The sequence below is a fragment of the Neorhizobium galegae genome, from assembly GCF_017877135.1.
In the GTDB taxonomy this organism is placed as follows: domain Bacteria; phylum Pseudomonadota; class Alphaproteobacteria; order Rhizobiales; family Rhizobiaceae; genus Neorhizobium; species Neorhizobium galegae_A.
Genome location: NZ_JAGIPH010000015.1, coordinates 17,146 through 42,945 on the forward strand (window position 1 = coordinate 17,146; position 25,800 = coordinate 42,945).

18 protein-coding genes and 4 pseudogenes are annotated in these 25,800 nt (G+C 59.3%); 8 read left to right on the forward strand and 14 right to left on the reverse strand.

What is annotated here, in order from left to right:
* Window positions 1–106: 106 nt before the first annotated feature.
* From J2858_RS24210 to J2858_RS23920, 3 genes are all read right to left on the reverse strand, one after another.
* On the reverse strand, window positions 107–421 hold the full coding sequence (locus J2858_RS24210) for a hypothetical protein (protein ID WP_245367284.1): 315 nt from the start codon (window positions 419–421) through the stop codon (window positions 107–109).
* Between the two features lie 218 nt (window positions 422–639).
* On the reverse strand, window positions 640–1,701 hold the full coding sequence (locus J2858_RS23915; protein WP_210107386.1) for an ATP-binding protein: 1,062 nt from the start codon (window positions 1,699–1,701) through the stop codon (window positions 640–642).
* Window positions 1,698–2,387, reverse strand: coding sequence for a response regulator (locus tag J2858_RS23920; RefSeq protein WP_210107405.1), 690 nt, complete (start codon window positions 2,385–2,387; stop codon window positions 1,698–1,700). The genes J2858_RS23915 and J2858_RS23920 overlap by 4 nt, the downstream gene beginning before the upstream one ends.
* A gap of 160 nt (window positions 2,388–2,547) precedes the next feature.
* Here J2858_RS23920 and J2858_RS23925 point away from each other — a divergent pair, with 160 nt between their 5' ends.
* On the forward strand, window positions 2,548–3,711 hold the full coding sequence (locus tag J2858_RS23925) for an efflux RND transporter periplasmic adaptor subunit (protein ID WP_210107387.1): 1,164 nt from the start codon (window positions 2,548–2,550) through the stop codon (window positions 3,709–3,711).
* A gap of 10 nt (window positions 3,712–3,721) precedes the next feature.
* Window positions 3,722–6,832: a multidrug efflux RND transporter permease subunit gene (locus J2858_RS23930; RefSeq protein ID WP_210107388.1), complete on the forward strand. Its 3,111-nt coding sequence runs from the start codon at window positions 3,722–3,724 to the stop codon at window positions 6,830–6,832.
* Between the two features lie 291 nt (window positions 6,833–7,123).
* Here the strand turns inward: J2858_RS23930 and J2858_RS23935 are convergent, their stop codons facing one another.
* Window positions 7,124–8,014 (reverse strand): LysR family transcriptional regulator, encoded by an 891-nt coding sequence (locus J2858_RS23935; protein ID WP_210107389.1) that lies wholly within the window; start codon window positions 8,012–8,014, stop codon window positions 7,124–7,126.
* Window positions 8,015–8,135: 121 nt separating this feature from the next.
* On the opposite strand from J2858_RS23935, the gene J2858_RS23940 reads away from it, so the two are divergent.
* Window positions 8,136–9,005: an SDR family oxidoreductase gene (locus J2858_RS23940; protein WP_210107390.1), complete on the forward strand. Its 870-nt coding sequence runs from the start codon at window positions 8,136–8,138 to the stop codon at window positions 9,003–9,005.
* Window positions 9,006–9,321: 316 nt separating this feature from the next.
* On the opposite strand, the gene J2858_RS23945 is transcribed toward J2858_RS23940, so the two are convergent.
* The 8 genes from J2858_RS23945 to J2858_RS23980 form a co-directional block, all read right to left on the reverse strand.
* Window positions 9,322–10,962 carry an acyltransferase gene (locus tag J2858_RS23945; protein WP_210107391.1) on the reverse strand — a complete coding sequence of 547 codons (1,641 nt, stop codon included), beginning with the start codon at window positions 10,960–10,962 and terminating at the stop codon, window positions 9,322–9,324.
* A 3-nt stretch (window positions 10,963–10,965) separates the two neighbouring features.
* Entirely contained in the window at window positions 10,966–12,813 is a 1,848-nt protein-coding gene (locus J2858_RS23950) for a DUF2264 domain-containing protein (protein ID WP_210107392.1), read from the reverse strand.
* Between the two features lie 78 nt (window positions 12,814–12,891).
* Complete coding sequence (locus J2858_RS23955) at window positions 12,892–14,172, reverse strand: ABC transporter substrate-binding protein (RefSeq protein ID WP_210107393.1); 1,281 nt, start codon at window positions 14,170–14,172, stop codon at window positions 12,892–12,894.
* Window positions 14,173–14,229: 57 nt separating this feature from the next.
* Window positions 14,230–14,937, reverse strand: a complete 708-nt coding sequence (locus J2858_RS23960; protein WP_210107394.1) for a DUF624 domain-containing protein — start codon at window positions 14,935–14,937, stop codon at window positions 14,230–14,232.
* A gap of 9 nt (window positions 14,938–14,946) precedes the next feature.
* The gene (locus J2858_RS23965) at window positions 14,947–16,056 is read right to left on the reverse strand and encodes an ABC transporter ATP-binding protein (RefSeq protein ID WP_210107395.1); all 1,110 of its coding nucleotides are present in this window, start codon (window positions 16,054–16,056) and stop codon (window positions 14,947–14,949) included.
* 12 nt (window positions 16,057–16,068) lie between these two features.
* Entirely contained in the window at window positions 16,069–17,241 is a 1,173-nt protein-coding gene (locus tag J2858_RS23970; RefSeq protein WP_210107396.1) for a glycoside hydrolase family 88 protein, read from the reverse strand.
* A 5-nt stretch (window positions 17,242–17,246) separates the two neighbouring features.
* The gene (locus tag J2858_RS23975) at window positions 17,247–18,083 is read right to left on the reverse strand and encodes a carbohydrate ABC transporter permease (RefSeq protein WP_210107397.1); all 837 of its coding nucleotides are present in this window, start codon (window positions 18,081–18,083) and stop codon (window positions 17,247–17,249) included.
* Between the two features lie 3 nt (window positions 18,084–18,086).
* The gene (locus J2858_RS23980; RefSeq protein ID WP_348635529.1) at window positions 18,087–19,037 is read right to left on the reverse strand and encodes a carbohydrate ABC transporter permease; all 951 of its coding nucleotides are present in this window, start codon (window positions 19,035–19,037) and stop codon (window positions 18,087–18,089) included.
* A 209-nt stretch (window positions 19,038–19,246) separates the two neighbouring features.
* On the opposite strand from J2858_RS23980, the gene J2858_RS23985 reads away from it, so the two are divergent.
* Window positions 19,247–21,040: a heparinase II/III domain-containing protein gene (locus tag J2858_RS23985; RefSeq protein WP_210107399.1), complete on the forward strand. Its 1,794-nt coding sequence runs from the start codon at window positions 19,247–19,249 to the stop codon at window positions 21,038–21,040.
* A gap of 12 nt (window positions 21,041–21,052) precedes the next feature.
* Entirely contained in the window at window positions 21,053–21,838 is a 786-nt protein-coding gene (locus J2858_RS23990) for a discoidin domain-containing protein (protein WP_210107400.1), read from the forward strand.
* Here J2858_RS23990 and J2858_RS23995 read toward each other — a convergent pair whose 3' ends face one another.
* The gene (locus tag J2858_RS23995; RefSeq protein ID WP_210107406.1) at window positions 21,839–22,582 is read right to left on the reverse strand and encodes a FadR/GntR family transcriptional regulator; all 744 of its coding nucleotides are present in this window, start codon (window positions 22,580–22,582) and stop codon (window positions 21,839–21,841) included. It lies immediately after the preceding gene.
* 491 nt (window positions 22,583–23,073) lie between these two features.
* On the opposite strand from J2858_RS23995, the pseudogene J2858_RS24000 reads away from it, so the two are divergent.
* The 3 pseudogenes from J2858_RS24000 to J2858_RS24010 all read left to right on the forward strand — a co-directional run.
* Window positions 23,074–24,066: pseudogene (locus J2858_RS24000) on the forward strand (IS30 family transposase); the annotation flags it as partial.
* A 15-nt stretch (window positions 24,067–24,081) separates the two neighbouring features.
* Window positions 24,082–24,279 (forward strand): annotated as a pseudogene (locus tag J2858_RS24005) (IS30 family transposase); the annotation flags it as partial.
* A gap of 50 nt (window positions 24,280–24,329) precedes the next feature.
* Window positions 24,330–24,730: pseudogene (locus J2858_RS24010) on the forward strand (IS5 family transposase); the annotation flags it as partial.
* Window positions 24,731–24,743: 13 nt separating this feature from the next.
* Here J2858_RS24010 and J2858_RS24015 read toward each other — a convergent pair.
* A pseudogene (locus J2858_RS24015) lies at window positions 24,744–25,688 on the reverse strand (IS630 family transposase).
* Window positions 25,689–25,800 lie beyond the last annotated feature (112 nt).

The following is a 25,800-nucleotide window of genomic DNA, read 5'->3' on the forward strand; positions in this document are numbered from 1 at the left end:
TCTTGAAGCCGCATTTGTTGACGTAGAAGTGGATGTTTCGCTTCTCGAAATACGGTGTATGGGTTTGCCAGGTGATGGTCTGCGGATAGCGCGCTTCAATGGCAAGTCAAGCTTTGTGGCCGAGGCCATCCCCATGCTCGCCGACCTTGAGGAAAAACAGGTCGAGCGTGTTGTGATGCGTCTCCTCGTCGATCGTCACCACGGCGCCGCCGACCCTCCTGCCATCTGAGAGTATGCGCAGCACCATGGCGCCGAGAGCGCTCATGAAACTGGCGAGATCGTCGTCATCAGGGATCGGCCCATTGGGAAGTTCCCCGTATTGTTCGATCACCGCAATAGAAAAGGCTTCCCGAAGCTCTTTCTTGAAGGCCGGGAAGTCGCCTGCATCTGCGATGGTCCGGCTGACATTGTTGCTGCTCATATCTTCCTCGCGACATTCCATCGAAAATCGGTATCGAAACCGGCCTGATCCTCGGGACTTCGTCGAAAGACTTGTCGGCCTTGTTTGGGCCATCGATCCATGTCCATCCCGCTACACCGCTCATTTTGAGACTGTGTGGAGAATCTGTGGAGAGCGTGTGGAGGAAGCGGTTCCGGTCAAGTCATGTGAGCCATCGACCAGACTTGGCGGCTGACCAATCAGGAGACCGGCCCAGCCAGCGAGATCTCGAACATGGCGCCGCCTCTGTCGGAGGGTGCGTAGCGGACCTTGCCGCCATGTGCCTCGACGATGGCGCGCACCACCGACAGGCCTAGACCGTTGCCGCCCTTTTCCATGGCGCAGGAACGCGTTCCCCTCCGGAAGGGTTCGAAGGCGGAAGCGGCGATATCGGCATCAAGTCCCGGCCCTTCGTCGGCAAAGCGCAAGATAACCAGATCATCTTTTGCCTGCAGGCTGATCTCGATGACGCCGCGCATGGCATAGCGACGTGCATTGGTGACGAGCGCCAGAAGAGCCTGCCGGATGCGCATCGCATCCACCCGGACCACCGCATCGCTCAGATCGAGCCTCAGTTCGAAGCCATCCTGCTTCAACTCCTGGTCCAGCACCACCGCCAGCCGCAGGATTTCATCCTTCAGGCGGACCGGCTGAAGGCGAAGGTCGAGGTGGCCGCTATCGGCGAGCGTGACGGTTCGCAAGTCTTCGACAAGCCGAGCCAGCGAATCAACCTGCAGGACGAGGGCGTAGAGGGACTTTTCGTCGGGTTCAAAGACGCCATCGATCATGCCTTGCAGGCGCCCCTTGAGGATGGTGAGCGGCGTGCGCAGTTCATGGGCGATCGTGGCATTCCATAAGGTCATGTCGGCAGCCATATCCTGAAGGCGTTGCGCCATGGCGTTGAAATCTTGGACCAGAAGGGCGGTTTCTCCCAACGAATGGTCGCCTGGGAGGGCACGGGCGGAAAGGTCGCCATCCTTGATCCGTCTGGCGCTGACCGCGAGCGATTCCAGCGGCTCGAGAATGCGCCGCGCCAGCTTGATCGATGCAATGGCTGCCACGATCAGCGCGAGAAAGATGAGGACGGCCAGGATGATGAAATCGAAGCCTGTGAGCCAGTTGTCGGTGCCCTCCGCCCAGGGGGAGAAATAGAACAGGATGGTGAAGGCGAGGTAGGTTCCGAAGAAGACCAACAGGCCGGCAGCCACGGTGACTGACGCCATAGCGCCCAGAATTTGCCGGCTCAGCCCCTTCACGATCATGGATCGACCGCCAGTCGATAGCCGACGCCGCGGATGCTTAGCAGCATGCCTTCGCTGCCAGCCTGTTCGAGCTTCTTGCGCAGCTTGCTCAAATGGCTGTCTATGGTTCGATCCAGCGCATCGGAACCGGGAAGACAGGCGTCAACCAGTTCGCTGCGGGAAAACACCTTGGTGGGGGTCCGAGCGAGCTGGGCCAGCAGCCGGAATTCGGTCAATGTCAGGGAGAGGGCCACTGACACGCCGTCCTTTTCGATCTTGACCTGATAGCTGTCGAGATCGATCGTGAGGTTTCCGACGCGGATCACGGCTCCCGCTTGGGTGAGGCCGGCGCGACGCAACACGGCCTTGGCCCGCGCGACAACCTCGATCGGATTGAACGGCTTGACAATGTAGTCGTCCGCGCCGATGCGCAGCCCCTGTAGCCGGTCGACATCCTCATCCAGTGCCGTGATCATGATGATGGGCGTGCGGCCGCGTCTCTGGATTTCAGCCAGAAGGTCCCATCCGTCCAGCCGCGGCATGGTGATGTCGGCCAGCACGATGTCGGGCTTTAACGAGCGATGCAGATCCAGTGCAACCTGCCCGTCGCGGGCATGGACCGTGCGAAAGCCTTCGCGGCTAAAGTAGGCGTCCAGAATGCCGGCGATCTCCGCATCGTCTTCGGCGATCAAAACAAGTTCTTCCATGGTCATCGCACTCCTTGCAGCTTCAATGCCACCGAACTTCGTAAGCGTCGAGTAGCCGCGTTTGGCCTCCACACGATCGCAACAAAACCTCCACAAAGCACCAACGCGACGGTTTTAGAGGGTCGCCAACAATAGTGTTACTCAATCGATGGTCACTGCGATGCGAATTCTAACGCTTGTCTGGATCTTCTTCCTTTTGTGCATTCCGATGCTGGTTCTCGTCTCCTGCAGCGACCAGACGAACGTCGAGGCGACTGAATCAGTCGGAGCGCAGCCTGTGCATGTCAGCGCGATGACAGTGCAGCCGCAAGCGGTCACTGTCTATGACGAGTTGCCGGGGCGTGTCAGCGCTCTGCGCACCGCCGAGATCAGGCCGCAGGTGAACGGCATCATCCAGAAGAAATTCTTTGAGGAAGGCAGCACCGTCGAGGCTGGCGCAGCACTGTTCCAGATCGATCCGGCGCCCTTCACCGCAGAGGCCGATGCGGCTACGGCCGTGCTGGCGCGTGCTGAAGCGGAACTCGCAAATGCCAAGGTGAAATTCGAGCGATCGGAACTGCTCTCTGCGCAAAAGATCACCAGTGCGGAGGCCTTCAACAATGCAACGGCCGCCCTGGCCCAGGCCAAGGCAAGCGTAGCGGAAGCCAAGGCCAATCTGGCGCGGCAAAAGCTGGAATTGTCGAATGCCACCGTTCGCAGCCCCATCAGCGGCATCATCGGTCAGTCCTTCATGAGCGCCGGCGGGCTGGCGTCGTCGTCGGCGACCTCGCCGCTTGCGGTCGTCCAACAGATCGATCAGGTCTATGTGGATGTCCGCCAATCCTCAATCATCATAGAGCAATTGCAGGAAACCGCGCCTGAGGGCGGAGCTGGCGATCCACAGGAACTGCCCGTCTTGATCAGGACCATCACCGGCAAGCCGTATGCGCATCCGGGCAAGGTCCTGTTCTCCGACATCACGGTCGATAACGCCACTGGCAGTCTCGGCATACGCATTCTGGTCCCCAATCCGGAAGGGCAACTGCTGCCGGGCATGTTTATCCGCGCCATGGTGCCACGCGAAGTCTACAGCTCGGCGCTGCTGGTCCCTCAGGAGGCGGTGACCCGCGACCCGACGGGAAGACCTGAACTTGTCATCATCGCCGCAGACAAGACCGGCGAGAAACGGACCGTTGAGCTGGGCCCGCTGGTCGATGGAAAATACCTTGTGAAAAGCGGTCTTCGCGCCGGCGACACCATCGTCGTGCTGGGACAGGAACGGGTGCAGACTGGTCAACCGGTGGAAACCTCGCCGTCGCACGTCATCCCCCAAAAGCAGAACTAAGGAGCGGATGATGCCGCAGTTCTTTATCGACAGACCCGTCTTTGCCTGGGTCATTGCCCTCATGATCGTAATTGCCGGGCTGATCGCCATCCCGCAGCTACCCGTTTCTCGCTTTCCGGTCATCGCTCCACCCAGTGTGTCGATCTACGCCAACTATACGGGGGCGGCGGCGCAGGTGATCAACGACAGCGTCACCACCGTGCTCGAACGGGAAATCTCCGGCGCCAAGAACGTGCTCTATTTCGACTCGTCGGCGGATTCATCCGGATCAACCACCATCAACGTGACATTCAAGCCGGGCACCAACGCGGAACTGGCGCAGGTTGATATCCAGAACCGGCTTAAGGCAGTGGAAGCAAAACTGCCGGAGCCGGTTCGCCGCGCAGGTCTGACCGTCGAATCCGCTTCCTCGGGATTCCTGATGATTGTGTCCCTGAAGTCGAAGGACGGGACCATCGATGCGCTCTCGCTTGATGATTATCTCGTGCGCAACATCGCGCCCGAGCTCAAGCGGGTCGCCGGCGTCGGTCGTGTACAATCCTTCGGTTCCGAAGCCGCCATGCGGATCTGGATCGACCCAGTGCGCCTGCTGGCGCATTCTATGTCGATAGCGGAGGTGGCCCAGGCCATCCAGACCCAGAACATCCAGGTCGCACCCGGCCGTCTGGGGGATGCGCCGACGGTTCCCGGACAGAAAGTCAGCGTACCGCTGAAAGTTAGGGGGCAGCTTCAGTCGCCTGAGGAGTTTGCGCGAGTCATTCTTCGCTCGAATGCCGACGGCTCCCGCCTCACCCTGGGCGACATCGCCACTATCGAGGTGGGATCGCAATCGTCAAGCTTTGCCATTCTCGACGGCGGCAAGCGCGCAACCGCAGCCGCCATCCAGATGACGCCGGGAGCCAATGCTGTCAGCACCGCGGACGGGGTGCGAGCACGCCTCACAGAGCTTGCCCTCACCATGCCCGCGGGGCTCGACTATGCAATCTCCTACGACACCGCTCCATTCGTGAAGATCTCAATCCAGAAGGTGGTGCAGACGCTTGTCGAAGCTATGGTGCTCGTCTTCCTGATCATGCTGCTCTTCTTGCAGAATGTCCGCTACACGCTCATTCCGGCCATCGTCGCGCCGATCGCCCTGCTCGGCACTTTTGCCGTCATGATGGCTATCGGCTATTCGATCAACGTCCTGACGATGTTCGGCATGGTTCTCGCCATTGGCATCATCGTCGACGACGCCATCGTGGTGGTCGAAAATGTCGAGCGGCTGATGGCGAAGGAGGGTCTCTCTCCACGGGAGGCAACGCGCAAGGCGATGAGCGAAATCACCGGCGCCGTGATTGGGATCACCCTCGTGTTGACGGCTGTTTTCCTGCCCATGGGTCTGGCCTCCGGTTCCGCCGGTGCGATCTACCGTCAGTTCACGGTATCGATGGCGGTTTCCATTCTCTTCTCTGCCTTCCTGGCTCTGAGCCTGACGCCTGCACTGTGCGCCACCCTGCTGAAACCTGTTCGCCCTGACCATTACCAGAAGAAGGGATTCTTTGGCTGGTTCAACCGCGGCTTCGATCGGTTGACCCAGGATTATGCGGGATGGGTGGCCGGTCTTGTGCGCCGCACCGGCCGGACCATGGTGGTTTACCTCGCCATCGTTGCCGCCGTCGCCTTTGGCTACACGACGCTTGCCACCACCTTCGTGCCGGAAGAGGATCAGGGTTCCTTCATGACCTCTTTCACCCTGCCGGCGGAGGCAACGGCCGAACGTACGCGCGACGTGGTCAATCTGTTCGAAGATCATGTCAAAACCCGCCCTGACATTGCCAACAATCTGACGATCATGGGATTTGGTTCGGGGCCGAACACGGCCATGTCGTTTACGACAATGGCGGATTGGGACAAGCGCACCACCAGCGTGGACCAAGAACTGGCTGCCGCCGCCGACGCCATGTCCGCGTCCAATGAAGGCCAGGTCTTCAGCCTGAAGCCACCAGCAATCGATGAACTGGGCACGACCTCAGGCTTTTCGCTGAGGCTTCAGGATCGGGCCAATCAGGGCGCGGGTGCACTCGCGGCGGCAGCTGCCCAACTCACCGACCTTGCAGCGCAGAGCAAACTGTTGACCGACGTCCGCGTAGACGGGCTCCCGAGCGGGCCGAGCGTCACGTTAAATATCGATCGGCAAAAAGCCGCAGCGCTCGGCGTCGCCTATAGCACAATCAGCGACACATTGAGCGGCGCCGTGGGCTCGATCTATGTCAATGATTTTCCGCGCGACGGTCGCCTGCAGCAGGTCATCGTCCAGGCCGAGCCGGCAAGCCGGATGCAGGTCGATGATATTCTCAAGCTTCACCTGCGCAGCGATACCGGCAAGATGGTTCGTCTGTCCGAGCTCGTCACGCCGGAATGGTCCACCATCCCGCTGCAGGTCACGCGCTACAACGGCTATCCCTCGACCAGCATCTCCGGGTCTGCCGCGAAAGGCGTTTCCAGTGGCAAGGCCATGGATGAGATCGAGCAACTGGCGCTGAAACTTCCCAGAGGTTTCGCGGTTGAATGGACCGGGCAATCCCTGCAGGAGCGGCAATCCGGCGCCCAGGCACCGATGCTGATGGCCTTCTCCTTCCTGATCGTCTTCCTGGTGCTGGCGGCGCTTTACGAAAGCTGGTCGATACCGCTCTCCGTCATGCTCGTCGTACCCCTCGGTGTCATCGGAGCAGTGATCGCTGTTCATCTGCGCGGCCTGGAAAACGACGTATTCTTCAAGGTCGGCCTGATTACGCTCATTGGTCTCTCCGCCAAGAATGCCGTGCTGATTGTCGAAGTCGCCCGCAAGCGCCAGAGCGATGGACCGAGGTTGGCCGAAGCTGTCATCGAAGCAGCATGCCTGCGCCTGCGTCCCATCGTCATGACATCGCTCGCCTTCACGCTGGGCTTAGTACCACTGGTCAGTGCATCAGGCGCAAGCTCGGAGACCCAGAATGCCATCGGAACCGGCTTGTTCGGCGGAGTGATCTCCGGCACGGTCCTGGCGGTAATTTTTGTTCCGGTCTTCTATGTCGTCGTCGCAGGGCTGGCGCGCCGGCTCGGATGTTCAAGTAGGCTTCGCGCAACGGCTAGCCCTTAGGATTGATGCAGGTTTCCCTTATGAAATTGTCCGCTTCATTCGTCCCTGAGGCAGAAGCGGACAGTCGCCTGTCGGCCCCTTCCAGACATTCAAGCTAGATCAGATGCTTGATCCGCCTCGTTTATCTGCTGAGTTACATCCGAAATTATGGCGAGTTGACGGCTCGATTCCTTTCAAAGCGAGGCTAATACTGCTTTGCGCCGTCGTATCGGTCGTGAAGGTAGTCCACTCTCATGCCCGAGAGTGGACATACTGCCGTGGCTGCGCCAGAAGCGGGCACTCCTTGCGCGGCTATTCCTCAACATAGGCTGCCAGCTCGTCGGCAGTCCCCAAGGGAAAGGCCTGCTTGAGATAGTCAAGGAACGCAGACACCCTCGCGCTCAGGAGGCGACGCGATGGATAGAGTGCCCATAGCACCGTTTCTGGCCCTTCCACATCTCCCCACATAACCAGCTTACCTGCAGCAAGATCATGACTTACCAGCGACAGAGGAAGTCGAGCGGCGCCGACGCCTATCCGCACAGCGTCGCGGACCATGGTGATTGAGGACAGGCTCAGTACGGGATCGATCTGAAGACTGGTGCCCCCTGTCGGTGTGGTGATGGTCCATGACCTTGATTGACCCGGCGCGCCGCGTATGATGACCGGCACAACGCCACCACTGGCATAGACAAGGTCTGGCGCAGCCACGACCACCAATTTGTCTCGCAGGAAAACCCGGCCGACCAGGCTCTCATCAGGATCAGGATTGACCCTGATGACGAGGTCATATCCCTCTTCCACCATATCGACAGGGCGATCTTCAGTCGTGACTTCCAGGCGCACATCTGGATACTTGAGGGCGAAGCCAGCAGCCAGCTTGCCCATCGCCGTCTGGGAGAACAGCAAGGGCGCGCTGATCCGCAACCTGCCGCGCGGCTTATCGCCGCCCGAAGTGATGGCGGCGACAGTCTCGTCGAGTTCGGTGAGCAGTACGCCTGCCCGCTCGTGAAGCGCCCGGCCTTCCTCTGTAAGCTTGAGGATACGTGCACCGCGTTCGAATAACCGAAGGCCGAGGCTCGCCTCCAGTTCAGCGACGCGGCGCGAAAGCGTCGCCTTCGGCCGACCGGAGGCTCGGGAGGCGCGGCCGAAGCCGCCATGGCGGGCGACGGTGACAAAATCAACAAGGGCGACCAAGTCCATGAACGTTCCATCAGTGAGACGATGGGTCTATTTTTAGCGTCTATTGGTGTGCATGTGAACCATCCATATTCGGCGTGTCTTCAACACCGAAGTCTTTCACACCGAACCAAGGATAACTCCAATGACCATTCTCGTAACGGGTGCTACCGGCCGTGTTGGCCGCCATGTCGTTGACCAGCTCATCGCGCGCCATGCTGATGTCCGCGTCCTCGTGCGTGATCCCGCCAAGGCCAATTTTGCCTCCAGCGTCGAAGTTGTTCAGGGCGACATGCTCGATATCGAGGCGCTCCGCCGGGCCTTTACCGGTGTCCGGACGCTGTTCTTGTTGAACGCGGTCGCCGGCGACGAATTCACCCAGGCCATCATAGCCTTGAACATCGCGCGTGAAGCCGGCGTGGAACGTGTCGTCTATCTCTCGGTGTTCGATGCCGACCGGGCTGTGAATGTCCCGCATTTTGCGGTCAAGTTTGGCGCCGAGCGTATGCTGGAGGCGATGGGCTTTAGCGCCACGATCCTGCGACCGGCTTACTTCATCGACAATGAAGTCATGATCAAGGATGTCATCTTCAATTACGGTGTCTACCCGATGCCGATCGGCAGCAAGGGTGTTGCCATGATCGATGCCAGAGATATCGCTGAAGTCGCAGCGTCCGAGCTCGTTCGTCGCGACCAGGCTTCGGAAAAGCTGCCGAGCGAGACCATCAATTTGGTCGGCCCGGATACGCTGACTGGTACGGGCCTCGCGGCCATCTGGTCTGATATTCTGGGCCGTCCGGTAGTGTATGGTGGCGATGATCCGTCCGGCTTCGAGCAGAACCTCTTCAACGTCATGCCCAAGTGGATGGCCTATGAAATGCGCCTGATGGCCGAGCGCTACGTCAGCGACGGTATGGTTCCCCAGGCGGGCGATGTCGAGCGCCTGACGCGTATCCTGGGGCGCCCGCTGCACAGCTATCGCGAATTCGCGTCGCAGCTCGCCCAATCTGCTTGAACCGGGCGCATCACTCGACAACAAGGACGAGGACCATGATCTATTCAACCGCGACTGTTCCAGTCAATCACCGAGGGTGAAGTCCCGCTGATCTTCGCGCAGATTTGCGGCTCGGGCGCGGTCATGTAATCGACAATTGTTGCTACCCCTCCGCACGCTCGACCACGCCACGCAACGAAAAGCCGATGAGAATGGATACAGCCGCTTCAAGCGAGAAAGTGACGGCAAGAAGCGGCTCAAGGCGCAGCAAGTTACACTCTGGCGAAGCTGCTCTGGAGGGTCTGGTGGCCGCTTCGGCGGCCACCATTTCTTCTTATTACGTGGAAGGTGCAGGGCCGAACCGGTGAATACCACGCGGTATGAACGAAAGGCTTTCCCCCAGCCCAAGCAGTTTGGCCGCGAGCCATAGCAGCGACAGGCCCATCTCCGTTCCCTGCAGGCCCGGTTCATGGCCTTCCGCAAAGGGGAGACCTCTTCCGGGCTGCCAGAGAGGGGCAAATTTCAGGATAATCTCTGCCGCGATCGTATTCGCCTCCTCCCGTCGATGCCCGGTTTGTTCAAGACATAAGAGCAGAGGATGCACCGTATCCAGGAGATTGCAGGCGGTGAAACTCTCGCCGGAAAATCCCTCGAAATCCCGATAGTTCTGAATGACGGAATTGATCGCTTGCTCGGGATAGGGCAGGGGTATGCCGAATTGGGCGTAAGAGCCTCTGGTCAGCCGATAGAAGCCATTGACCGGCTGTAGCAGGCCTTGCCTTTCCGTGGGATTTCCCCAAAGACCCATGGCGGCATCGCAGTTTTCGCCAAGCCAGCCGAACAGAACATGCCGGTTTTCGCCGCCGCCAAAATAGCGCCTGTTGATATAGAGCCCGGTGGCAATGGCATCCACGATCGCGCCGCAATGCCAGGCGCGGCCTTGCCACGGCAGTTCCTGCAACCAAGCCACCAGTTCGCGCCCGTCCAATTCTTCGACAGCCTGAATCGCGTGGAGCGGTGCGGACCCCAGGCATTCAAGCGCATAGGTGACAGCCAGCAGATTATAGAGGGCTGTTGGGTCAGTCCGTAGCGGTCTCTCCGCTGGACGTCCGGGCTCCGGAAAAAGACCCGTCTCCATATCCTGAAGTGACTGCAGATAGGAAATGAGTTTTGCTCGATCGCCCGCCGCGTCGGGATCGCCAAAGGCAGAGGCAATCTCGATAACATCGCAGAGATGGCGAAGCGTCGTGATTGGCTTGCCGCTGGCGTCAGGTGAGGTGAATATCTCGCCGGATTTGTGATGTGCAATGACATCCCACCAATCCCGCTTTGCCGCAGCATTCAACTCGGCGAGCGCCTGTTCTGCGGCAATATAGCGTGAAGGGCTGGCAGGCTTTCGCAATTTCAGCACGCGCGCCGGAACACCGCCCACAATGGAAAAGGACGGAATGTCCTGCGTGACGACAGCACCTGCGGCAATGACAGAGCCTCTGCCGACCCTCACGCCATCCAGAATGACGGCATTGGCGCCGATCCAGACATCATCCTCGATCTCGATGCCTTTTGAGGTCAGCGGCTGCCGGTAGATCGGCGTGTGGAGGTCATCGAAGCCATGGTTGAAGCCGACAATGCTGACATGCGAGGCAATGCGCACGCCATTGCCGATGCGCACTTTGCCGGAAAGACAGGCATAAGGATTGACCGAGACGTTTTCGCCCATGTCGATCTCGCCGCGGACGATGGCATGGCCGGCGATCCAGGAGCCTGCGCCTATCATCAGCTGCGACGTGTGTACTTCGGCCGCCTCGGCCACATAGACGCCCTGTCCGAACGTAGCGCCGGCATAGGCTTCCAGCCGCTTGAGACGCGCCTGATGGGCTGGATCCTCAATGTCAGTGGCCGAGCGCTCCCAAGTGAGAACATTCAGGCGCCGATGATGAAGTTCGGCTGGGGCTGTATCGTCCTCTGTGTCCTGCATGGATCACCCGATATCGAAGGCAGCGACGCGTCGTCCGGAGTGCTGGAACAGGTCTTCCAGCGCGGCAAGATCGGGAGCTACCGGTACGCTCGCCAGGTATGCCTCGCCTTCCGACTTTGGCAGCGCGCAAGCCGCCGTCACGAGGATGGTTTTGCCGGGCGTTATCATGCCGCGCAGCTGCGGAACCAGCGTTCGGGCATGGATGAGATTGGTATTGGCGATGGCGAGATGCGCATGCCCGCCACGGGGCGAGCCCGCCGTCAGATCCACGATCGCGCTCGTATCGCTTCGGCCAAACCAGACTGCACGACCCGGAGAGGTTTCGTTGCGGTCGCGGTTGAAATCGGCGCGCTGGATCGCAAAGCCGCCCTCGGCGGAATGCAGCGGCCGCGGTGTTTCTATCCGATGAATACGGATATGCCAGGGATTGGCTGGGATCAGCCAGGTCTCGACGGTCACATCAGCCCAAGGCTTCCAGCGGGAATAGAGCCTGGCCTCGGCAATCAGCGCCTCTTCCAGCGTCTCGCGCATGCGTAAGTGCACGCCGTCGTCCGAAAGGCCCAGCATGTTGTCGAAGCTTGCCGCATCGAAATGCCGGTCGTTCGCTTCGATGTTGAAGCCATAGCGGGTGGAATAGGCAAACTTTGAATATTTCTCGTGCGAGCCGCGCATTTTGTCGTGCTCCTGGCCGGACGCCAGTATCACGACATTCTCCGGCATGTGCATCGCCACCATGCCGGGTTTGGCAAGCGGCACGGGTTCGGCAAAATGGGGTGCGGGTGTTTCTTCCGCCTGCCAGAAGGGGTGATCCTCGGGCAGCGCCAAGGCCAGGAAGAACTTGAAGGCCCAGTAGGGCGAGCAGGCGGAATTATAGCTCTCGCTCATCAACAGGTTTGGATAGCCATAGCCCACGGATAGCACACCATCGCGGTCGCAGATCGGCCGGTCCGCCCACCAGCGGATATGGCGCATATAATAGCCCTTGATCTCCGCCCAAGGGAGCGCTTCCAGATCCGCAACGGCAAGCGCCGCCCAGAATCCACCTCCGGCAAAGCGATAGGTCTGGCTGCGCCCGAAGGGCAGGGCGGCGCCATCCGGCCCGAACCAGTGGCGAATATCCTTGCTGAAAATCCTGGCGCGTTCGCGCATCCGCGTCGTGCGAGCCTCGTCCCCCTTGGCGAGCACGGCATAGATCAGGCCGTAATAATGCATGGCGAAAGGAATGTAGTGATCGACCCGCCGCACCGGCCCGTCGCGATACCAGCCGTCGCCAATGTCGAAGGCCTCCAGTTCGTCCAGATATTGCACCGTCCTGGCTGTATCGAAGGAAACGCCCGCACGCTCCAGCCCGAGATCGACCAGCACCCGGAAGAACTTCCAGTTATTGTCGACATATTCGCAGTTGCGCGCCTTCACGAGATAGGTGGCGATGGTCTGGCGGGAGGGCTTATCCAGTGGCTCCCAGATATGTTCCGGCACCAGGGCCAAAGCAAAACCGATCGCAGCCAGCTCGACAAGGCGCTGGTTACGGTCGCTGATATCCCCCCAGTATTCAGGATGATCAGGGTTTGTGCCATTGGCAAGACCGCGCCGGTAAAGATCCCAATATGGAAAATCACCGCCGCCGGCCGCAAACGGGACGATGCCCCAGAGCGGGCGAGCAAAGCCTTCGAGATCTGCCGCCGGATGATCAAAGATCGCGCCGAAGGCGCTCAACCTCACCCTTGCGCCACCTTCTGAAAAATACGGCAGCAACGGATTGAACAGATCCATCAGCGCCTTGGACAGATCCTGACGGGTTTTCAGCGGGTTGCCATGAAGCGGATTTGCCTTGGCGAGATCGAAGGGCACGAGATGCTTCCAGTCTGTTTCACTGCGGGAGTGGCCGCGGGAGAAGGAGCAACCCGCGGCCAACAACGGTTGCTGGTCTTACTTGATTGCCTTCACCCCATCCGTCATGTCCTTCAGACCTGCATCGATCGGTGTGTTGTCGGTCATGATGGAATCATGCACGCGGTTCAGCACCACTTCGATCTTTGCGGCATTGGGGCTCACAGCCATTTCCAGGTAGGACTTGCCGGATTTCAGCGCTTCCTTGCTGGCTGCATCCTGCGGGAAGCCGGAGAGGCCGGTGATCTTTGCGGCAACATCATCGGTGCGGATGGCAGGAAGGGTGCCAGTATCGGCAACGATCTTCGCGCCTTCCGGGCCACTGGCAAACTTGATGAAGTCGAGCGCCACATCCTTGTGGGTGGAGTTGTTGTTGACCGCAAGACCGGCAAGCTGTGCCGCCGTCGTGCCGGCTTCGACGCCTTCAGGATGCGGGAACTTCACGATGCCCCAGTTCTTGGCCTTGGATTCGCCCGTCTGCACCTTGGCAATCTGCGTGCCGATGAACCAGGTTCCCATCGGAAGCATGCCAACGGTTCCGTTGAAGAACAGCGCGGAATAGTGCGTGTTGGATGTCTTCAGCGACGCATAGGAGGGGATCGCGCCACTCTTCTGCAGTGCCAACGCCCGCTCATACCACGGCTTCAGGAAGGCATAATCCCCTTCAATGAGCGTATGCTTGCCGTCTTGGATGCCGGGCAGCTGTACGGTGGAGCGCCAGGTGTGCAGCAGCGCGCCATAGGTCTTGTTGGAGCCGAAGCCACCCTTCAGCTTTTCGGCGATCTGGTCGAACTGCTTCCAGGTCATGTCGTTGGTGGGGTAGGGCACGCCCGCTTTGTCAAAGATGTCCTTGTTGTAATAGAGGATCCAGAAATCCGAGCGGAATGGCAGGGCATAGATCTTGCCGTCGATCGTGAGTGCCTCGACCAGGCCGCCATAGGGGCCGGCTTCGATCTTCTGGGCTGTGAGGAAGCTGCCGAGTTCGCTGATGGTGCCGGCCTTGGCGAGCGTCGCATAGCCGGGCACATCCTTGATTGTGACGACGTCGATATCCTTCGAACCACCGGTGAGTTGGGTTGAAATCATCTGCGTGTAGTCCTGCGAGCCCAGATCGACCGGCTCGAACTTCACGTTCGGATGCTTCGCCTGGTAGGCCGCGATCAGCGGCTTGTAATAGGCGACCTTGTCCCAATCCCACAGCGCCCATTTCAGCGTCACCGGCTCCGATGACTGGGCAAGAGCTGCACCGCCCATCACGGTTGCAAGGCTCAATCCCGCGACGGTTGCCCGGATCGCTCCTCCGAATTTTTCCAGATACATTTGCTGATCTCCTTCCCTCAAGTGTGTCTGGTTACCAGCGCCTCCTCAGCGCCGTCATTATGGTTCCTGTGTGGTGCTCTCCTCCCCGGAGCGGGCGAGAACCTGCGCCACGACCCCTTGCGCGCCGAAGGCAACGGCGAACATTCCGAGCGAGAAATTCATAACCGCCGGCATGAAGACCGAGACGGGATAGAAAAGGATATGCGCGATCCAGAGCGTGGCGACGAAGACCAGTGCCGCCAGCAGAGGAAGCGGGCGAAGCAGGGCGGCGAGCGCCGAAAGCTTCAGGGTTTCCCAGAAGGATCGCACTTCAGTCACGCTCACCATCACGAAGCAGGCGGCCCACAGGGTGGCGAAGAGGGTGACAACGAGGCTCAGCGCCAAGGGCGCCGCATAGAAAAGCGAGGTCTTGGCGGCCTCGGCATAGGCCGAGATCGCACCGCCCCCAATAATGACAGTCGCGCCAGCGACGAGCGCCCAGAGGGTTGCCCGCAGCGCATGCGCCCGTAGGGCCTCCAGAAAGTCGCGCAGCAAATACACTGGGCGGTCCTTCGCCATCATCCGGCTGATCGTGGCGGTTGCGAAAAGGGCGGCGGGCAGGGTGACGAGCGGCAGCGAAAACAGGAGGAAGAGGAGGTTCAGCTTCACCAGTTCCCACCATTCGCGCGCGACGATCTCGGCGAAAAGAGGCAGACCGGTTTTCTTCGGCGCATCCTTGGGGATGCCCTTTCCTTCCTTCGTCCAGAATGCCTCCAGCCACTGCATCGCGTTGCCTTAGTAGAGAATCGACCGCTCGGTTTGCGGATCGAAGAGTTGGGCATTGGTGAGATCGGCCACCAGCGAAACGCGGTCGCCAATCTTCGAGCGGAAGCGCGGCGAGACGCGGGCAATCAGGTTGCGTCCGCCGGCGATCAGGTTGAGATGCACCTCAGACCCCATGGGCTCGGCCAGCTCCACTACGGCATGGAAAGGTGCGGTATTCGCTGGATCGATATCGGCCGGTGCCAGCTCGTGGAAATTTTCCGGACGGATGCCGAGAATCACGTCCTTGCCTTCGTAAGCCGCGAGGGGGCTGCGATCGAAATTCTGCGGCAATGGCAGCTTGTGGTCTTCCACAAGGGCGAAGAAGCGCCCATCCTCCTGCGTAAGCTTTGCCGGCAGCAGGTTCATCTGCGGTGCGCCGATGAAGCCGGCCACGAACATGTTGACCGGGCGGTCATAAAGGTTTTGCGGCGTGTCCACCTGTTGGATGTGCCCGTCCTTCATGACCACGATACGATCGGCCATGGTCATGGCTTCCACCTGATCGTGGGTCACGTAGATGAAGGTCGCATCCAGCCGCTTGTGCAGCTTGGTGATTTCTGCGCGCATGGTGCCGCGCAGCTTGGCGTCGAGGTTGGACAGCGGCTCATCCAGCAGGAAGACGGCGGGGTTGCGCACCATGGCGCGGCCCAAAGCGACGCGCTGGCGCTGGCCGCCCGAGAGCGCCTTCGGTTTGCGGTTGAGAAGATGGGTGATGTCGAGGATCTTGGCGGCTTCCTGCACCTGCCGGTCGATGATGTCGCGGGGCGCTTTACGCAGTTCCAGGCCGAAGGCCATGTTGCGATAGACGGTCATATGCGGATAGAGCGCATAGTTCTGGAAGACCATGGCGATGTCGCGATCCTTGGACGGCACGTCGTTCATCAGGTCCGTGCCGATGATCAGTTCGCCGCCGGAGATTTCCTCAAGGCCGGCAATCATCCGCAATGTCGTGGATTTGCCGCAGCCGGAAGGGCCGACCAGCACGATGAATTCCTTGTCGGCAATTTCAAGATCGATATCGTGCACCACTCTCAGTGCGCCAAAGGTCTTGTTGAGTTTCTTCAGCGAAATGCTTGCCATTATCCCCTCGGATCACCAGTAGGAAGACCAGTTGCGCGCGAGGCGCGTCAAAGCTTCCATGTAATAATAGTCCCCCCAGGAGACGCATTCGTCGACGCCTTCGCCACGGCAGGTATTGTGCGGCGTCTTCTTGGAATAGGTGCCGTGCAGCACGAGCCCGTTCGAGATCGACGGATCCTTCACTGCGTATTGCTCGGCGAGACTCTTCATCATGCGGCGCGCAAGATCGCGGTAGCGTGCCGCATCATCGGCTTCGACCAGTTCCGCCATTTCCAACAGGCCACAGGCGACGATGGAGGCGGATGAGCTGTCGCGCGGCTCGCTCGAGCCTTCCGAAAAAATCAGATCCCAATAGGGCACGAGATCGACTGGCAGCCGGTTCAGGTAGAAGCCGAGCAGGTTTTCGAATGCCTCGCGATAGGCGGGCAGGCGCTCATAACGATAGGAAATCGCCATGCCCGCAATACCCCAGGCCTGGCCGCGCGCCCAGAAACTGTCGTCGCTATAGCCCTGTTTCGTCGCGCCACGCACGGGCTCGCCGGTAATCGGGTCCATGTAGAAGGTATGATAGGTGGAACAATCAGGCCGCACCGAATGCGCAAGCGTCGTGCGTGCATGGGTCAGCGCGATCTCGCGGTAACGCTCATTGCCGGTCTCGCGCGTCGCCCAATAGAGCAAGGGCAGGTTCAACAGACAATCAATGATGTAGCGGTATTCGTTCGGGTTGCCCTTGCGACCCCAGGCCTGGATGAACTGTCCGATTGGCTGGTAGCGCTCGATCAACTGGTCGGCCGCCAGCAGGGCTGCCTTTCGCCCATCCTCGTCGCCTACCAGTTTCCAGGCGGCGATGCAGGAGGGCGAATAGAGAAAGCCCATGTCATGATGGTCCGTCTCGATGCGGTTTTCGATCCGATGCAGGAAGCTCTGCACCTGGATCTGCGCAGCATACTGGAAAATCCTGTCGCCGGTGTGCTCGTAGGCCAGCCAGATTTCGCCCGGCCAAAAGCCTGCCGTCCACTGGTCGTTTTCAACGGCTGGATAGATGTTGCCGACGCTCGAATGGTTCTGCGCCTTGTAGGTGAAGTCAGGCAGGTTGCGGCGCACCTGCGCAACCGCGAGATCGAGCGCTGCCTTGATCTCCTGATCCGTGATGGGCTGTGGCTGCAACGGGGAAAGAGCGTTCATGGCATTCAACCTTTGAGGCCCGACGAGGCGACGCCTTCGACGAAGAAGCGCTGCAGCGACAGGAAGACGATGAGCACGGGGATGAGCGCCACGACGGATGCCGCCATGATGAGCCCGTACTCAGCGGAATATTGCGAGATGAACATGCGAAGCCCGATCTGAATGGTTTTGAGCTCCGTCTTGGTGAGATAGATCATCGGGCCCAGAAAGTCGTTCCAGGTGGTGACGAAGGTGAAGATGGTGAGCGTCGAGAGCGCCGGCTTCGACAGCGGCAGCATGATCTTCGCCCAGATCTGGTATTCGTTCATGCCGTCGATGCGGGCTGCCTCGCACAGCTCGGTCGGGATCGACATGTAGAACTGCCGCATCAGGAAGACGCCGAAGGCGGTGAAGGCCTGCAGGCAGATGAGCGCCAGATGGGTATTGTTCAGACCGAACTCCCGCATCAGCAGGAATTGCGGCACCATGTAAACCTGCCAGGGCATGGCGATGGTGGCGATATAGCCGAGGAACAGCGTGTTCTTGTAAGGGAAGTGCAGCTTGGCGAAGGCATAGGCCGCAAAACTCGATGTCAGCAGCTGCAGGACCGTGACGATGATCGTCAGCTTCGAGGTGTTGTAGATGAACAGCGCCAGCGGAATCTTCGTCCAGATGTCCACATAGTTCTGCCAGCGCGGATGCGACGGTATCCACTCGATCGGGAAGGTGAAGACATCGCGGTCCAGTTTCAGCGAGGCCGACAGCATCCAGGCGAAGGGCAACAGCATGATGATGGTGACGACGATGACCGTAAGGTAGACGGCGATCGTTCCGCCGCTGATCTTGCGTCCGGCAATGCGCATCGCTCAATCCTCCCTCTGGCGACGGAACTGGATGACCGTGACAGTCAGCACCAGAAGAAACAGGACGAGTGCGATCATGCTGGAATAGCCCAGATCCCAAGAGATGAAGGCCTCGTTATAGATGTGGTAGACCAGCACCAACGTCGAGGTGCCGGGACCCCCTTGGGTAATCATGTAGACCTGGTCGAAGACCTTGAAGGACTGGATGGTCAGCATCACCGTGACGAAGAAGGTGGTGGGCGCCAGCTGCGGCACGGTCACATGGATGAACTTCTGCCAGGCATTGGCGCCATCGAGGCCGGCAGCCTCGTAGAGCTCAGAATTGATACCCTGAAGCCCTGCGAGATAGATCACCATGTAGTAGCCCATGCTCTTCCATATGCCGAAGAGAATGACGGTCACCATGGCCCAGTGGCGATCCGCCGCCCAACCGGGAAGATTCTCGGGCGCAATGCCAATGGTGTAGAGAACCATGTTCACCAGACCCATGTCCGGGTTGAAGATCATGTTCCAGACCACAGCGACCGCCACCAGCGAGGCGACATAAGGGAAGAAGAGGGCAGTACGGAAGAAGTCCCTGCCGAAGATCTTCTGGTTCAGCAGGATGGCAAGACCCAGCGCGCAGATCAGCGTCGCAGGCACGGAGACCACCGTATAAACAATCGTGTTCCAGAAGGCATCGAGGAAGGACTTGTCCTGGAAAAGGCGCCAGAAATTATCCAGTCCTGCAAAGGTCATCGGGTTGGAGCCATCCCAATGCATGAAGGCGAGCGCAAAGGCGAACAGGATGGGCCCGAGCGTGAAGACGGCAAAGCCCAGGAAATTCGGCGCAATGAAGGAATAGGCAATCAACGCGTTCTCGACCCGGCGGCGACGTTTCGAGACGACCCGCACCTTGCGTTTTCTGTCTACGTCCGTCTGATTGTCCGACAGAGCTGGATGGGCGAGCGTCACCAGCTTTCCTCCCGGCTTCGGAGATGCCCGAAACCTTTCGCATGGCTGCATTTTACAGGGCGCGCCACAACCGGCTCGCCCTGCCTCCTGAAGACTGCATAGCATATCCGGCGTATTGGTCAAACAACTTCTTATGCGGTCAGACAAATCTGCTGGATAAGCCAAGATAGGTATGATAGGACCGATGCGGTCACGCCGGAGGAGAGGACGTGTTTGCCGAACGCTTGAGCGGATTTCAGGGCTCGCTGAAGAGCTTCCGGCCGGATTGCCTGCCGGGTGCCGGCGACCAGCCAGCCGTGCCTGAGGAACGTCTCGTTGAGAAGCTCGTCCTCGCGGGGGAGGCAGCTCTGGCAGCATCCTGGCCGCAAATCCGCGCTTACGACTATCGGGAATACGGCCTCAACGGGAACCGCTCGCGCTTCGAAGAGCTGTATTTCCGCCGCCGCCTGATGTTGAACGATCTCGCTCTTGCCGAATGGGCGCAAGGGCAGGGGCGTTTCCTGGATGCCATTATCGATGGCCTCATCCTGATCTTGGAGGAAAGCGGCTGGCAATTGCCGGCGCATAATTCCTACGAGCGGGGCGGTAAGCGCCTATCCCTGCCCAATCCCGATGACCCCGTCGTCGACCTCTTCGCGGCGGAGACAGCGGCCATCCTCTCGACCACTCTTTATCTGCTGCGCGACCGCCTTGATGCGCTCGATCCGCTGGTGACCACACGGGTGGAGCGCGAAATCCACCGTCGTATCTTCAAGCCTTATCTCGACAGGCATTTCTGGTGGATGGGGCGCGGTGATGAGCGGATGAACAACTGGACCGCCTGGATTACCCAGAACGTTCTGCTTGCCGCCTTTACCCTGCCGACAGACGACACCCTGCGCCGCGCGATCCTGCCGAAGGCGCTTTCCAGCCTTGACGCCTTCCTGAAAGATTATGCGGAGGACGGCGCCTGCGAGGAGGGTGTGGTCTACTATCGCCATGCCGGCCTTTGCCTGTTCGGTGCCATGACGATACTGGATCAGGTGGCGCCCGGTGCCATGGCTCCGCTCTGGCAGGAGCCCAAGATCCGCAACATGGCGGAGTATATCTGCCATATGCATGTCGGTGGCGATTACTACTTCAATTTTGCCGATTCCTCCGCCGTGGTTCCGCCTTGCGGTGCGCGGGAATATCTCTTTGGCCGTGCCGTTGGCTCCGGGCCCCTGATGGGTTTTGCGGCTGCAGATTTCGCACGCGACGAGAACCGGCTGATGCCGAAGGAGTGGAACCTCTGGTACCGGCTGCAGGCTATACTGGCTGCGCCGGAGATCGGCCGATACGGACGGCCCGCCCCAGCCAAGGCCGATCACTATTTTCCAGGTATCGGCCTTGCGATCGCGCGCGATGACCGCTTTGCCCTTGCCGTCAAGGGTGGACACAATGGCGAAAGCCATAACCATAATGATGTCGGCAGCATCACACTGTACAAGGACGGGCAGCCGCTGCTGATCGATGTGGGCGTCGAGACCTATACGGCCAAAACCTTCTCGCCGCGCCGCTATGAGATCTGGACCATGCAGTCGGCCTATCACAATCTGCCGAGTTTCGGCGGCGTCATGCAGGCCGATGGTCAGCAATTTTCCGCGCGGGACATGCTTGTCCGTTCCGATATGGATGAGGCGGAGATCTCCTTGGACATCGCCGGGGCCTATCCGGCCGAGGCCGAGGTGCAGAGCTATCGCCGAAGGGTGCGCCTGATCAGAGGCCGCCACGTGGAAATCCAGGATGACTATCGGGGCGCTCGACCAGCCACCCTTTGCCTGATGACCGTGTTGCAGCCAAGGCCCGATCGCGGTGTGATCTGGCTTGGACAGCAAGCGGAAATCCGGGTGGAGGGCGCGAGCGCCATCACCGTCGAAGAGATTGAAATCAACGATGCCCGCTTACGGCAGAGCTGGCCGGACCGGCTCTACCGTCTGCTTGTGCCGCTGGCGGGTTCAACACTGACACTGACGATCAGCTAGAAAGACAAATGCATGCAGTTCACCCTCAAGGTCGTAGATGTCGCGGGACAGGTAAAGGCGGAATCGTCCAGCGAGGATGAACTGTATCTTGTCTATCAAGCACCCTACGAGGAGGGGGACCGATTGGTGCTCAGCGCCACCGAAACCGGCCATATCCACCTCTCGCTGGATGCGGGGATGCCGCCAGCCATCGTGCTCCTGAAGGACACGCCATTCAGTTTCACCATTCCGTTTGGCGAAAAGCGCATGCCCTATCCGCCGCTATCCTTCGGCGGATCGCTTCATCGTTTGCATGTTCGGTCTGTTGAGCCGTGTGAAACCGCGGCACGTCGCAATCTGGCCTTCAATCCCTTCGACCAGCACGCGAACCAATCGCTCTTCCCCCATGCCGTGGCCAATGTCGAAACGCGGGGAGAGGCGCAATTTGCCGCCCGCAATGCGATCGACGGCGAGAAGGCCACCTTCGACCATGGTTCCTGGCCCTTCACGAGTTGGGGCATCAACAAGGACCCTAATGCTGAACTGACGGTTGATTTTGGCCGTCCGGTGCTGGTGGACGAAGTGTTCCTCTATCTCAGAGCGGATTTTCCGCATGACGCGTGGTGGAATGAGGCGAGCATCACCTTTTCCGACGGAGAAACCATCCGCCTGCCGCTGAAGAAATCCGGCGCGGCGCAGCGTTTCCCGGTACCGCAACGGAAAATTGAGTGGCTGCGTCTTCACTCCTTGATCAAGGCGGACGATCCGTCACCCTATCCGGCGTTGTCGCAGATCGAGGCCTGGGGTCGGGAGTGCTGATCAGGCATCCGTATTGAGGCCGCGAAGGTCTCGCAGAAGATCGCGGTAGCGGATCTGGCTACCGCGTAGATGCTCTTGCATGGCAGTCTTTGCTGCCTTTTCGTCGCCATCGGAAATGGCGACGACCACCGCCTGGTGTTCCCTGTGGATCAGGCGACGATAGGCGGTCTGCTCTGCCGTTTGGCTATCCGACACAATCTTGGACTGCGGAATGGCCGAGGCGCTATGGGTCTCGAGAAACTGCGCGAAGAGCGGATTGTTGGTGGCAGCGGCAATAGCCATATGCAGAGCCAGATCCGCCTCGCGAATGGACTCGTTCGCCTCGATGCATTTCAGCACCCGCGCGTGACATTCGAAGATGGCTTCTTCCTGAGCGGGCGAGCGCCGCAGCGCCGCAAGCCCCGCCGCCTCGATTTCCAGGGGGGTGCGGACTTCCAGCACTTCAAGATCCGAGGCAATACGGGCGGTATCCAGCCTGGAGGATGCGGGCTCTGCGGCCTTCGGCTTCAGGACGAAAATGCCAGCCCCCTGACGCACCTCCACCAGACCATCGTAGCGAAGCCCTGTGACCGCCTCGCGGATGACCGTGCGGCTCACGCCATGCGTCTCCGTCAGTTCGATCTCGCTCGGCAGCCGATCGCCCGGCGCATACTGGCCGCCCAGAATTTCGCTCCGCAGGCGTTCGCGAACTTGCGCCACCAGCGAGCCAGCACCCTTGGCTTTCGATTTTACCTGGCTGCTCACGCTCACCCGCCGCCCCTCTCACTATCGCCGAAGCGACCATCAGGGGTATTAGTACGATGTATTTGGATGCTGTTCAACTATTTCAGCGCAATACAGAACATTCGTCATACGACTTTCTGGATTGAACAAAAACGGCAGCACACTGAATGCGCCGCCCGCCGACCTCAATGCGCGAAGGTGGGTCTCCATTGGTCCACAAAGGAGAAGGGTTATGTCGAAGATTGTCATAGTCGGGCTCGATCTGGCGAAGAATGTGTTTCGGGTGCGAGGGGATGACCGGTGATCTGTATCGACTGTCAGCTGATGTTCACCCGCCAAAGCCTCACTTCACCTTGAAACCATCGCCAATCATTCGCCGGATTTGGCAACCGACTATCGAGAGTTTTGATTATGTTCCATAATACTTGTTATCTGGTAGAGTTGTGTAGCCGGGCAGATTCCATTTTCAAATGCAACGAAGACAATAATGGCCATAATTTCAGGAGGATGGAATGGCCCGCTCTTTTATGCAGTTGAGTTTGGATGAACGCCGTATCATCGCACGGATGCATGAGAAAAAGATCAGTCAAGCGTAGATCGCGCGCGCCCTTCGCCGCGACCGCTCAACGATCTGCCGAGAACTGCGACGCAATTTCTGGCATGATCGTGAGGTTCCGATTGCGGAAGGATACTGACACGTCACGGCACATGGGATGGCGGTCGACCGGCGTCGCAAATACCGCAAGCTGCTGCGCGACCCTAGTCTGTGCGCTGCCGTGATAGATCGGCTCAAGGACGGCTGGTCGCCGGAACAGATTGCCGTTCGGCTGCGGCTTGCCGGCGGTGTCGCCACCCGGCTGAGCCATGAGACAATCCATCAGTACGTCTATTTACAGGAAGGCCAGGATCAACAATTAGCGCGTCACCTGCCTGAACGGCGCCGCCGACGGCGACCAAGATATGCACGAAAACCCAGAAGCCTCGTCTTTCCAATCGAATGCGCCATTCGCAACAGACCTGACATCATCAATTCCCGAAGTGAGCTCGGTCACTGGGAAGCGGATCTGATGATCTTCAGAAAGGAGCATGGCGCCGCAAACATAGCCACCGTCGTGGAGCGCAAGAGCCGTTACACTCTGCTGTTTCGCAACAATGACCGGCGCTCGAAGCCGATCATGAACCAGTTGATCCGGCATCTGGCACCCCTGCCCGTCCAAGCCAGGCAAAGTCTGACATTCGATCTAGGGTTGGAGTTCGTATCATGGCGCGAACTCGAGCACGGCATGGGAACGATCGCCTGGTTCTGCGACCCCCAAGCTCCATGGCAGAAAGGCACAGTCGAGAACACAAACAAACGTGTTCGACGATACCTGCCGCCGGAAACGATCGTGCTGGATGTCAGCAATCAGGAGATCCGCTCCCTGTGTGACAAGCTGAATGGCACGCCGCGCAAGTGCTTAGGGTTTCAAACACCAAAGGAGATATTCAGCAAACATCTATTGGCTCTGGAAGGGCAATTTGGTTACTACTGCGTCACGGCGCGCGACATGGCCTGCGAACGGCGAGCCAGGCTGAGGAACCTGGTGCGCTTCTCGAGTGTGAGGCGTTCCGTTGTTGACCGGATCATGCATGGCTGGTCAACGCAGCAAATCGCTGGCCGGATGCGCCTGGAACGGCACCTGATCTCGGTCAGTCACAGAACGATCTATAGGTTCGCCTAGGGTTTGTGGAGATTCACAAATCAGCGCGAATGTGATTCACGCTTTGAATGGATCGTTTTGTAGTGACAGACGCCCAATGGGTGAAGATAGAACCGCATTGCCTGGGAAAAGCTATGGATCCCGGTCGCAGCGGAAGAAACAACCGGCTGTTCATTGAAGCCGTGCTTTGGATTGTACGCACGGGCAGCCCATGGCGCGACCTGCCCGCTGTGTTCGGCAACTGGAGCACGGCATTCCGTCGGTTTCGCGACTGGCGTGAAGCCGATATTTTCAAACGCATCTTCGATGCCCTCTCTGAAGAACCGGACATGGAATACGCTATGGTGGATGCCACCATCGTCAAGGTCCACCGACACGGTCAGGGCGCAAAAGGGGGACTCAGAGCCAGGCCATTGGTCGCTCAAAAGGTGGAATGACAACCAAAATCCTGGCGCTGACCGATGCTCTAGAGTCTGTCAGATTTAAATTGAACCATAACCTGCATGTCTAAATAGTTTGAGCACTCCTGCGGACTGAACGCCTTGAGGAGTTCTCCTATTCGTCTCCATGTTGTTTCGACGGTTCTCTCGTCCGCCTTTCTGACGAGCGTCTTGAGCTTGGCGAACATCATCTCGATGGGATTGAGGTCTGGACTGTATGGCGGCAGGAAAAAGAGATGTGCGCCGACATCTCGGATCGCGTCTCGGGCTCGTTTTCCTTTGTGGCTCCCGAGATTGTCGAGGATGACGATATCGCCAGCCTTCAGAGTTGGGACCAGGCTTTGCTGGACCCATGCGGTAAAGGCGATGCCATTGATCGGGCCATCGAGGACGAAGGGGGCAACGATGCTGTCGCGGCGCAGGCCGGCCAGAAACGTCAGCGTCTTCCAATGACCATGAGGGACTTTTGCGATGAGTGGCTCGCCGCGCTGACACCAGCCGCGAGTGCGCGTCATGTTGGTCTTGATCCAAGTTTCGTCGATGAAGACGAGGCGGTCCGGATCAAGCCGATGTTGATGGGTCTTCCATCGCATCCGGAACCGGGCCACCTTCGGACGATCCTGCTCGCTTGCCATCAGCGTTTTTTTTGAAGGTCTTGCCATCGCTGCGCAGGAAGCGCCAGACGGTGTCATGAGACACGTTGATCCCCGCAGACTTCAGCTCCGCCGACAGCGCACGCACCGTCCAGTCGGACTTTACCTGCAGCCGCTGACGCACCGCATCGGCCGCAGCGCCCCTCAGTGTCGGTTTGGCATACCCGCCGATCTTCGCCGGCATCAGGCCTTTACCGAGCCGATCGCGTTGCCCAATACGGACCGCTGTTGCAGCCGACACCCCAAACCGCTCCGCTGCGGCACGAACGGTCATGCCGTCCTTCAACGCCGCTGCAATGCGCGTTCGCAAATCAAGAGATAGAGGTCGCACCATCATTGCTGGCCTCCCATCTGATCTGAACCTGATCTGACCCCTTCAAACTGGACCATTTTTGGCTAGAGTTTTCCGGTGCATTTTCCTGGCTGGGAAAGGAACGGAAGAGGAT